The 9,947-nt window shown below is 72.7% G+C and carries 8 protein-coding genes and 1 pseudogene; 5 read left to right on the top strand and 4 right to left on the bottom strand.

Translation table 11 applies throughout. The annotated features are described in order from the left end of the window. The 3 genes and pseudogenes from IO30_RS46405 to IO30_RS0116000 all read left to right on the top strand — a co-directional run. Nucleotides 1–280 (top strand): annotated as a pseudogene (locus IO30_RS46405) (hypothetical protein); the annotation flags it as partial. Between the two features lie 36 nt (nt 281–316). Continuing rightward, a complete protein-coding gene (locus IO30_RS0116005; protein WP_031143518.1) occupies nt 317–1,087 on the top strand; it encodes a bestrophin-like domain in 771 nt (256 codons plus the stop codon). Between the two features lie 220 nt (nt 1,088–1,307). Further along, nucleotides 1,308–1,937, top strand: a complete 630-nt coding sequence (locus IO30_RS0116000) for a hypothetical protein (RefSeq protein WP_031143516.1) — start codon at nt 1,308–1,310, stop codon at nt 1,935–1,937. A 132-nt stretch (nt 1,938–2,069) separates the two neighbouring features. On the opposite strand, the gene IO30_RS0115995 is transcribed toward IO30_RS0116000, so the two are convergent. Beyond that, a complete protein-coding gene (locus IO30_RS0115995) occupies nt 2,070–2,570 on the bottom strand; it encodes a hypothetical protein (RefSeq protein WP_031143514.1) in 501 nt (166 codons plus the stop codon). Nucleotides 2,571–2,980: 410 nt separating this feature from the next. Here IO30_RS0115995 and IO30_RS0115990 point away from each other — a divergent pair, with 410 nt between their 5' ends. Next, on the top strand, nt 2,981–3,643 hold the full coding sequence (locus IO30_RS0115990; protein ID WP_031143513.1) for a class F sortase: 663 nt from the start codon (nt 2,981–2,983) through the stop codon (nt 3,641–3,643). A 3-nt stretch (nt 3,644–3,646) separates the two neighbouring features. Here the strand turns inward: IO30_RS0115990 and IO30_RS0115985 are convergent, their stop codons facing one another. After that, on the bottom strand, nt 3,647–4,540 hold the full coding sequence (locus IO30_RS0115985) for a polysaccharide deacetylase family protein (RefSeq protein ID WP_031143511.1): 894 nt from the start codon (nt 4,538–4,540) through the stop codon (nt 3,647–3,649). 82 nt (nt 4,541–4,622) lie between these two features. Then, nucleotides 4,623–7,934 carry a bifunctional lysylphosphatidylglycerol synthetase/lysine--tRNA ligase LysX gene (gene lysX, locus IO30_RS0115980; RefSeq protein WP_031143509.1) on the bottom strand — a complete coding sequence of 1,104 codons (3,312 nt, stop codon included), beginning with the start codon at nt 7,932–7,934 and terminating at the stop codon, nt 4,623–4,625. Nucleotides 7,935–7,994: 60 nt separating this feature from the next. Between lysX and IO30_RS0115975 the strand changes: the two genes are divergently transcribed. Next, the gene (locus tag IO30_RS0115975; protein WP_031143507.1) at nt 7,995–8,456 is read left to right on the top strand and encodes a universal stress protein; all 462 of its coding nucleotides are present in this window, start codon (nt 7,995–7,997) and stop codon (nt 8,454–8,456) included. A 98-nt stretch (nt 8,457–8,554) separates the two neighbouring features. Here the strand turns inward: IO30_RS0115975 and IO30_RS0115970 are convergent, their stop codons facing one another. Further along, nucleotides 8,555–9,748: a CapA family protein gene (locus tag IO30_RS0115970; protein ID WP_031143505.1), complete on the bottom strand. Its 1,194-nt coding sequence runs from the start codon at nt 9,746–9,748 to the stop codon at nt 8,555–8,557. Between the last annotated feature and the right edge of the window lie 199 nt (nt 9,749–9,947).

The raw sequence follows: 9,947 nt of genomic DNA, 5'->3' as shown, positions 1-9,947 counted from the left end.
GCCGAAGCCCGCCCCCCGGCCCGTCCGGCCCGAACCGGCGCCGCCGAAGGCCGCACCGGCCCCCGCGCCACCCCCGGCCCCCAGGGCTCCGGCACCGCCGCCACCGCCCCCGTCACCGCCGCCCGTGGTGACCCCGCAGCCCGCGCTCAAGCCGGTGGCCCGGCCCAGCTATCACGCGCCCTCCCGCAAACCGGCCGAGCATCACATCTCGCCCGTCACCTTCACCTTGCTGACCGCTGCTCCGGCCGTGCTCGCGATCGTCGCGCTGCGCCCCCGGTAACCCTCACGCCCCGCCCGTAATCGATTGGGAGTCATCTTGTCGGAATGGCTCGTCCTGTCCCTCGCGATGGCCGCGGCCTGTGCCGTGGTGCTGTCCATCGCCTTCTTCAATCACAGCCGGATCGGCGAGGACGACGATCCGAACGAAACGCCCGACGTCATCGAGTACATGACGATGATGATCGGGGTGATCTACGCGATCGTGCTGGGCCTGGCGATCGCAGGTGTCTGGGAGGGCCGCGGGGCCGCCCAGGAGAACGTGCGCCAGGAGGCGCAGGCCCTCCACGAGGTCCACGTCCGCTCCGAGGTCTACCCGGCCGAGGTGCGCAAGAAGATCCGCTCCGATGTCGACGCGTACGTCACGTACGTGGTGGACACCGAGTGGAAACAGATGGCCGAGGACGGCAGACTCACGGACCGCGGCGGGGAGCTGCTGGAACGTATCCGCCGGGACGTCACCGACTACGAGCCGCAGACCGACCACGAGGGGCAGGCCTATCAGCCGCTGGTCGACCAGGTCGCGGTCGCGGACGACGCGCGCAGCGCCCGGGGCCTGAGCGCCGGGGCCACCATGCCGGGGGTGGTGTGGTTCGGCCTGATCGCCGGGGCCCTGGTGACGGTGGGACTGATCTTCACCCTGCAGATCCGGCGCTCGTTCAGGGAGTTGCTGCTGGCCGGCCTGTTCAGCGCGCTCATCGCGTTCCTGCTGTTCCTGATCTGGGACTTCGACGCGCCGTTCGGCCGGGGCATCTCGGCCACCGCGGAGCCGTTCCTCGCCCAGTTCCCCCATCTGGGCCCGGGCGACTGAGCACCGCCGGCACGACGGCCCGCCGACCCTCCGGGCCGCCGACGCCCCAAACCGGGGACGGGGCTCCCGTCCCCGGTTCGGCCCAGGGCCATGCCCCATTCGCCCGTTCCTGATCGCGGGTCACCGCCGCCGCGCCTAGCGTGACGGACATCGAGGCGCACGAACCCCCACGTGCGGAAACCGTTCCGCGGCTGCTCCTCGGGGATCCGGAGAATCAACCATGGGTGCGATACGTACCTCCGCCACAGCCCTGCTGAGCGCCGGCGCCACGGGCGCCGTCCTCGCGCTCGGTGTCCTCGCCGCGCCCGCCGCGACCGCGGCCGAGGCGGGCACCCAGAAGGTCACCTCGTTCGGCTTCACCCTCACCCCCTCGACGGTCGCCCCCGGCGGCCAGGTGGTGCTCGCGGTCAGCGGCTGTGACGCCGCCTCCGCCACTGCCTCCTCCGGTGTCTTCGACACCGTGAGCATCGAGCGCGGCAAGACCGCACGGGTCACCGTGGACCGGGACGCCCGGCGCGGAGCCCAGTACTCCGTCTCCTTCACCTGCAACGGGGAGAACGGCTCTGCCGATCTGACGATCGCCGGCGGCACGAGCACACCCACCACCAGTTCCACACGGACGGGCACCGCCACGGCCGCGCCCGTTCCCGTGCCCGCCCGGTCGGCCGGCTCCTCCGTCGCCCCCTCCGCCCCCTCCGCCCCCTCCGCGCGCGGTGTGCGCGGCGGCCTCGGCGGCAGCGTGGCCGGGCTGGATCCCGTGGAACTCGGTGCCGGTACGGTTCTCTTCCTCGCGGCAGCGGGCGGATCCGCGTACGCCCTGCGCCGGCGCTCCGCCGGCCGCAGTCACTAGCACGTGTCCCCTCGCACACCCCTCCTGGTCTTCCTTGTCCTCCTTGCCCTCGACCGCCGGTCGCCCCGGGTCCTGGTGAGGACCCGGGGCGAACTGCGGTCGATGCTTCCGGGGGCCGACCGGGGAGATGCGTCAGGCCTCGGAGCGCAGCGGACGGCGACGACGGATCACGTGGGCGCCCGCGCCGAGTGCCGCGACGCCGACGAGGCTCGCGCCGATGGCGGTCTCGGCGGTGGACGGGCCGATGGACCCGCCGATGCCGCCCTGGGCACCGTTGCCCTCGAGGATCCGGAAGCGGTGGGTGGCGACCAGATTGCTGTCGTTGCACTTGACCGACAGGGTGTGGTTGCCCGGCGAGGCGTGGTTGAAGATCCGCACGGTGGCGAAACCGATCGACCCCGCGGACAGGTTGGCCGGCGGGAACTGGCCGTGGGAGCTGACGGTGCCGCCGTGGCCGCAGCCCGAGGCGCTCACCTGCATCGTGGAGCCCTGGTGCACGGCGTACGGGTTGACCGAGATGTTGCTGGGGCCGTTACCCCCGCCGTTCGGGGGGTTGGCGGAGGCGAGTGGAGCACTGAGGGCGATCGCGGCGCAGGCGGCCGCCGTCACGGTAAGGGCGCGGAAAGCACGCATGGTGGAACCTCCAGCGGGAAGCGCCCCGGAGCGTCGGCCCCGGATGATCGACGAGAACGCCTCCCACGACGAACCCTCCGGGCGGCCCGCAAGCTCCGCATTTCCGGCTTTGGTCCGCTCGGTTGAGCGACACGCCGAAGCGGAGACGTTTCAGCTGACGGATCCGCAGGTCACGACCCGTCAGGCATTTATGTGACGATTACCTGTATGGGCGCACCTCTTCCGGCCCCTTCCCACTCCCGCGCGGCCCGCTCGCCCTCCCCTCGCCCTCCCCTCGCCGCCCGCCCGCCACCCGTTCGCCCCTCCCCCCTCGCCGTCGCGTCGGCGCAGCCTTAGCGTGCGTGAGAGCAGGGCGTACTGGGGCGGGACAGGATCGCGGGTCGGGACCCCCGCGTCGGGAAGGGAGAACGATGGGCGAGGACGAGACCGGGCAGTCACGCAAACGCTCACCGTGGGGCGTACTCGCCCTGGTCATGCTCAGCGGCCTCGCCATGGTGCGCAACGGTGTGGACTTCGAGGACGGGCCGCCCCAGCCCACCGCGGCCTCGGCCGTCGCGGTGACGGCGGGGCAGCTGCCTGCGAACCCTCCGCAGCCGCCCGCGGACATGGAGGTGCTGGACCACTCGTCGGTGCAGCGCATCCGGATCCCCACGATCAACGTGGACGCTCCGGTGATGACGGTCGGGCTGGACGCGGAGGGCTGGATCGACGCGCCGCCGCCGCAGGACCGCAATCTCGCGGGCTGGTACCTCAACGGCATCTCGCCGGGCCAGCGGGGCTCTTCGGTCATCGTGGGCCACGTGGACAACGCGCAGGGCCCGGCGGTCTTCTACGGCCTGGGCTCGCTCAAGCCGGGCAGTCAGGTCGAGGTGGAGCGGTACGACGGGCGCACCGCGGTGTTCGAGGTGTACGGCGTGGAGGTGTTCTCGAAGGAGAGCTTCCCCGGAGCCCGGGTGTACGGGGACACCGGGCACGCGGAACTCCGGGTCATCACCTGCGGCGGCGGCTACTCCAAGGCCCGCGGCTACGACGGCAACGTGGTCGTCTTCGCCAGGATGGTGGCCACCCGCTGAGGCTCAGCGCGGCGGCAGCACCGGGAGCGTCATCCGGTAGCCCCGCGCGAGCAGTTGGGGCAGGTACGAGGACAGGGCCTGGACGCTCTGGGAACGGTTGCCGCCGGCGTCGTGGGACAGGACGATCACCCCCGGCGCGGCGCCGCCCAGGACCCGGGAGACGATCGTGGCGGTACCGGGCTCCTTCCAGTCCAGGGTGTCCACGGTCCAGGCGAGCGGCTCCATGCCCAGCTCGGCCCCGACCTCGAAGGCGGCGCGGTTCCACTCCCCGTACGGGGCCCGGAACCACACCGGCGCCTCGCCGATGGTCCGTTGCACCACGTCGCTGGTGTCGGCGATCTCGGCGGCGAGCGCGGGGCGGCTGAGCCGGGTCAGGTGCGGGTGGGTCCAGGTGTGGTTGCCGATGACGTGTCCCTCGGCGACCATGCGGCGCAGCAGGTCGGGGTTCTCGGCGGCCATCTCCCCGCAGACGAAGAACACGGCGCGGACGCGGTACTGGGCGAGGGTGTCGAGGATGGCCGGGGTGTAGCGGGGGTCGGGCCCGTCGTCGAAGGTGAGCACCATGGCGGCCGCGCTCGGGTCGGAGGGCAGTTCCAGGATCGGCCGGCTGCGGACGGCGGGCTTGGCGGCGGTCTGCCGGGTGGGGGCCTCGGCGGTCATCGGCCGGAGCCGGTAGGACCGTTCGGGCAGTCCCTGGGACAGGGCTCCGGGCGCTCCCGCGGCGGGGGCCGGGCCCGGTCCGGCGGCCGGGGCGGGTCCTGCTGGGCCGCCCGCGGCGCCGCTGCCGGGCCCGCTGCCCTCGCCTGCGCTGAGCAGTCCGGAGGCGGCGGCAACTCCGAGGAAGACGGCGGTACGCAGGAGCACGCGTCGCCCTACTGTCGGCTCGTCATTTTTCATTATTACTACGTATCAACGACATCGGTCCGGATGTCGAGAGGCACGGACGCACCTCGTCCGCCTCACCCGCTCGGACCAGCGGTCACGCTCCTGCGCCCCGGCGCACCAGCGGGAACGGGAGCGTCTCGCGAATCGTCAGACCCGTCAGGAACATCACCAGGCGGTCGACGCCGATGCCCAGGCCGCCCGTCGGCGGCATGGCGTATTCCAGGGCGTCCAGGAAGTCGTTGTCGAGTTCCATCGCCTCCGGGTCCCCGCCCGCCGCCAGCAGCGACTGGGCGGTGAGGCGGCGCCGCTGCTCGATGGGGTCGGTCAGTTCCGAGTAGGCGGTGCCCAGTTCGGTGCCGAAGGCGACCAGGTCCCAGCGCTCGGCGAGCCGCGGGTCGCGGCGGTGCTGGCGGGTGAGCGGGGAGACGTCGGTCGGGAAGTCCTTGTAGAAGGTGGGCAGCTTCGTCCTCTCCTCCACGAGCCGCTCGTACATCTCCAGGACCACGTCCCCGCGGGTGTTGTCCGGGGTGTGCGGCACCTTGGCCCGGTCGCACAGCCTGCGCAGCACGTGCTCCTCGGTGTCGGCGTCGACCTCTTCGCCGAGGGCCTCGCTGATCGCCCCGTACATCGTCTTGACCGGCCAGGGACCGGAGATGTCGTGGACGACGAGCTTGCCGTCGGGTCCGGCCTTGTGGGCGATCGGGGAGCCGAAGGCGGCCGTGGCGGCGCTCTGGATCAGTTCGCGCGTCAGGTCGAGCATCACGTCGTAGTCGGCGAAGGCCTGGTAGGCCTCCAGCATCGTGAACTCGGGGTTGTGCTTGTAGGAGACGCCTTCGTTGCGGAAGGTGCGGCCCATCTCGAAGACCTTCTCCATGCCGCCCACGCAGAGCCGTTTGAGGTACAGCTCGGGCGCGATGCGCAGGTACAGGTCCAGGTCGTAGGCGTTGATGTGGGTGCGGAAGGGCCGGGCGTTGGCGCCGCCGTGGATCTGCTGGAGCATCGGGGTCTCGACCTCCAGGTAGCCGCGCTCCAACAGTCCCTGGCGCAGGGCCTGCACCGCGCTGGAGCGGGCCCGTACGACGTCCCGTGCCTCTGGGCTGGCGACGAGGTCGAGGTAGCGGCGCCGTACGCGGGCCTCGGGGTCGGCGAGGCCCTTGCGCTTGTCGGGCAGCGGGCGCAGGCACTTGCCGGTCAGCTGCCAGGACCGGACGACGAGGGACAGCTCCCCGCTCCGGCTGGTGCCGATCTCGCCGGACGCGACCACGTGGTCGCCGAAGTCGACCTGTGAGGTGAAGGTGTCCAGTACGTCGGCCCCGGTCTCGTCGCGCGTGAGCATCAGCTGGACGTCGCCGGACCAGTCCCGGAGCACCGCGAAGACCACTCCGCCGAGGTCGCGCACGACCATCAGCCGCCCGGCGAGGGTGGCCTCCTCGCCGGAGCGGGTGCCCGGCGGGTAGCCGGGGTGGACGGCCTTCAGCTGCGCCACGGTGTGGGTGCGCGGGCGGATGCCGACGGGGTAGGGGTCGGTGCCGGCGGCCCGGATGCGCTCCACCTTGTCGTGGCGCACCCGGACCTGCTCGGGGAGCCGTTCGGCCGGGACGGCGTCGGTGTCCTGGCTGACCGCGTCCAGGTTGAGGGAGGCGATGGAGGGGAGCCCCTCGGTGGTGGCGGGGTTGGTGAGGCCCTTGGGGTGGCCGTTGCCCCACAGGGTGCGCAGGCTCGGTACGGAGACGAAGCCCTCGGCGATGCCGGAGGCGAGGCTGACCCGGGCGAGCGAGCCGGCGTCCTGGTAGCAGAGGAACCGCGGGTACCACTCGGGCCCGTACTTGACGTTCGAGCGGTACAGGGCTTCGAGCTGCCACCAGCGGGAGAAGAACAGCAGCAGCTTGCGCCACAGCTTGAGGACGGGGCCCGCGCCGATCCGGCCGCCCTCCTCGAAGGCGGAGCGGAAGACGGCGAAGTTGAGGGAGATCCGGCGCACGCCGAGGCCGGGGGCGGCGGCGCAGAGCTGCGCGACCATGAACTCCATGACCCCGTTGGGGGCGCTGCGGTCCCGGCGCATCAGGTCGAGGGAGATGCCGTCCTTGCCCCAGGGGACGAAGGAGAGCAGGGCGATCAGCTCCCCCTTGTCGTCGAAGGCCTCGACGAGCAGGCAGTCCCCGTCGGCGGCGTCGCCGAGGCGGTCCAGGGCCATGGAGAAGCCGCGCTCGGTCTCCGTGTCGCGCCACCGGTCGGCCCGGTCCACGATCATCTGCATCTCGTCCTCGGAGAGGGCGGAGTGGCGGCGGATGACGGTGGTGGCCCCGGTGCGCCGGACGCGGTTGACGGCCTGCCGGGTGACGCGCATGTCGCGGCCGTCGAGGTCGAACCGGGCGACGTGCAGGATCGCCTCGTCGCCGAGCTGGAGGGCGCTCAGCCCGGAGCGGGCGTAGGCGGTGGCGCCGTCCTCGGAGGCCCCCATGACGGCGGGCTGCCAGCCGTGGCGGCCGGCCACGGCCAGCCAGGCGTCGATGGCGGGGGTCCAGGCGCCCGGGTCGCCCACCGGGTCGCCGCTGGCGAGGCAGACGCCGGCCTCGACCCGGTAGGTGACCGCGGCCATGCCGTTGGGGGCGAAGACGACGGCCTTGTCGCGCCGGGTGGCGAAGTAGCCGAGGGAGTCGGCCCGTCCGTAGGCGCCGAGGAGGGCCCGGATGCGGGGCTCCTCGTCCCCGTGCAGGGCGGCGGTCAGCCGCTGGGAACGGAAGAGGGTCGCGGCGGCGTTCAGCAGGGCGAGGGCGCCGAACAGGCCGAGCAGGAAGTACAGCGGGCGGGGCGGGCGCCCGTCGAACTGCCGGGCGGAGAAGAGACCGCCGAAGACCTGCTTGGCGGCCCAGTCCAGCCACTGCCCCTTGGGCAGGGTGCCCGGGAAGATCGCCACGAGTCCCCAGCCGACGAGCACGGCGGCGAGCAGGCCGAGGCCGAGGACCATCAGGGCGCGCCACAGGGCGCCGGGGCGGGAGGCCGCGTAGAACTCCTGGCGGGCGGCGATCAGCAGCACGAGGGCCGCCACGGCCAGGGCCATGGAGGGGACGCCGATCCAGTAGTCGCCGACGGCCATGTCCAGCACGTCGTCGAGGATCAGCAGGGCCAGATAGGTGACGACGATCCACCAGGCGACCTTCTTGCGGGTGCCGAGGGCCGCCGCGAGCAGGAAGAGGAAAACCGCGTAGGCGAGGTTCGCGCTGACCGGCACCACGATCAGGTCGAGGAAGCGCACGACGTGGCGCAGCAGCCGCCGGAGCGTGGGCGAGAGCGCCAGCAGGGCGCACAGCAGGCCGATGACGCCGAAGAACGCGCCGAATCCGTCGGGCACCCGGTGCAGGAAGCGGTTCCGGGTTCCGCGGGTCTCCTCCAAGCTGGCACTCATGGTTCGCACTGTAGGGAGGGCGGCGCCGGTCCGCGCGCCGAGCCCGCTAGCCTCGGGAGGGTGACAGAGCACGTGAACACGGGATTCGAGCGCGGCACGGACGGCCCGAAGGTGATCCTCGCCGGGGTTGACGGTTCGGATTCCTCGCTGCGGGCGGCTGCGTACGCGGCGGGCCTGGCCCGGCGGCAGAACGCACTGCTGGCGCTGGTGTACGTCCAGCCGGTGATGGCGGCCGGGGCCTCGACGGGGGCGCCGGTGGCGGATGCGACCGGGGAGATCGCCGAGGAGCTGGTCGCGGAGATCCGCGAGTCGGCGGAGCGGCTCAAGGGGATCTACGAGGTGCGCTGGCAGTTCCACACCTTCCGCGGCGATCCGTACGCGGGGCTGGTCAGCGCGGCGGAGGAACTGACGGCGGACGCGGTGGTGGTCGGTGCCTCCGAGCAGGCGGGCCACCGCATCGTGGGGTCGGTGGCGATCCGCCTGGTCAAGGCGGGGAAGTGGCCCGTGACCGTGGTGCCCTGACCGGGCCGGGCGGCTGCCGGGTCACCGGGCCGGGCCGCTGCCGGTCACCGGCCCGCCCGACGGCCCGGCCGGGGAACCGCCCGGCTGCGGGCTGCGGGCTACCGGCCCTGCGTCAGGCCGTCCTTGGCCGCGTCGCGGCTGAGCACGGCGTCCGAGACGGCCTCCTGGGCGGCGCGGTAGTCCTCGCGGCCGGGCTGGGCGGCGAGGGCCGCGGGGAGGTTCACCACCCGGCCCGCGTCCCGGTCCATCAGCTGCGGGACGAACTCGGCCTTGGTGACCTGCCAGCGCTGCCCGGCCGTGGCCGGCGGGGCGAAGGTGAAGCGCCCGATGGAGCCGTAGCTCCCGCGCGCGTCCTCCGCTCCGGAGTGGTTGAACATCTGCCCCGCGACCTGGTCGCCCATGCCGTAGACGATCCAGGTGCCGTTGACCTTCTCGTAGGGCTGCGGCACGTGCGCGTGCGTGCCGAGGATGAGGTCGATGTCGGGACGGCCGTCCGTCTGCGAGGCAGTCAGCGCCTTGCCGAGCGAGAGCTGCGTCCCGTCCGGTTCCGTCTCCCACTCCGTGCCCCAGTGCACGCTCACCAGGACCACGTCCGCGCCCGCCTTCCGGGCGGCCCGCGCATCGGCGACGATCTTGTCCTGCTGCATCAGGTTGACCGCCCACGGCTGGCCTTCGGGCATGGGGTAGCCGTTGGTGCCGTAGGTGTACGCGAGGTGCGCGACCTTGGCGGAGCCCACCGTGTACGTGGTCACCGCGGCCGCCTCCGCCGCCGTACGGGCCGAGCCCGCGTGCCTCAGGCCGACCTTGTCGAAGCGGTCCAGGGTGCGGCGCAGGCCGTCGGCCCCGTCGTCCAGGGTGTGGTTCGAGGCCGTGGAGCAGCCGTCGTAGCCGGTGGCCTTCAGCGCGTCGGCGATCTCGGGCGGGGAGACGAAGGCTGGGTAGCCGGAGAAGGGGCCGCCGTCCTCCCCGTAGATGGTCTCCATGTGGCACAGGGCCAGGTCGGCCGCGGAGACCACCGGTTTCACGCCGGAGAACATGGGGCCGAAGTCGTAGCCGCTGCCGTCCGCGTCGGCCGCCCCCTGGCGGATGACCGAGGTGTGGGGCAGGACGTCGCCGCTCGCGACGAGGGTGAACCCCCGGGCCGCCGGGGCCCCTGCGGCGGTGGACGGCGCCGGGCTGCCGGAGCCCGCGAGGCGGGCCGGAGGGGGTCCCCCGGAGGCGGAACAGCCGGCGGCGGCCGACAGCAGGAGGGCGGCGAGGAGGGCTGCGGACTGGCGGGTGCGCTTGTTCATCTGCCGCGACTCCCATTAATAGGACTATCGGATTACCTGCAATCCATAGAAGGAGACGATGAGAGTCAAGGAACGGCTCCGTCCGCATCCCCGCGCCCACCCGGACGGCGCAGGCGGCTGCGGCAACGGGGTGACGGGACGCCGGCGTGACGGGACGCCGGGGTGACGGGACGTCGGCGTGACGGGACGTCGGCGTGAC

The organism is Streptomyces xanthophaeus (assembly GCF_000725805.1).
GTDB classification, from domain to species: Bacteria; Actinomycetota; Actinomycetes; order Streptomycetales; family Streptomycetaceae; genus Streptomyces; species Streptomyces xanthophaeus.
The sequence above is the reverse complement of the archived record's forward strand: the minus strand, read 5'-3'. Positions and strand labels throughout refer to the sequence as shown.

Excerpts from the sequence above, each read along its gene's own strand:
- IO30_RS0115995 (WP_031143514.1), bottom strand. The coding sequence starts at position 2,570 with ATGCGTGCTTTCCGCGCCCTTACCGTGACGGCGGCCGCCTGCGCCGCG.
- IO30_RS0115970 (WP_031143505.1), bottom strand. The coding sequence starts at position 9,748 with ATGAACAAGCGCACCCGCCAGTCCGCAGCCCTCCTCGCCGCCCTCCTG.
- IO30_RS0115985 (WP_031143511.1), bottom strand. The coding sequence starts at position 4,540 with ATGAAAAATGACGAGCCGACAGTAGGGCGACGCGTGCTCCTGCGTACC.
- lysX (WP_031143509.1), bottom strand. The coding sequence starts at position 7,934 with ATGAGTGCCAGCTTGGAGGAGACCCGCGGAACCCGGAACCGCTTCCTG.
- IO30_RS0116000 (WP_031143516.1), top strand. The coding sequence starts at position 1,308 with ATGGGTGCGATACGTACCTCCGCCACAGCCCTGCTGAGCGCCGGCGCC.
- IO30_RS0115990 (WP_031143513.1), top strand. The coding sequence starts at position 2,981 with ATGGGCGAGGACGAGACCGGGCAGTCACGCAAACGCTCACCGTGGGGC.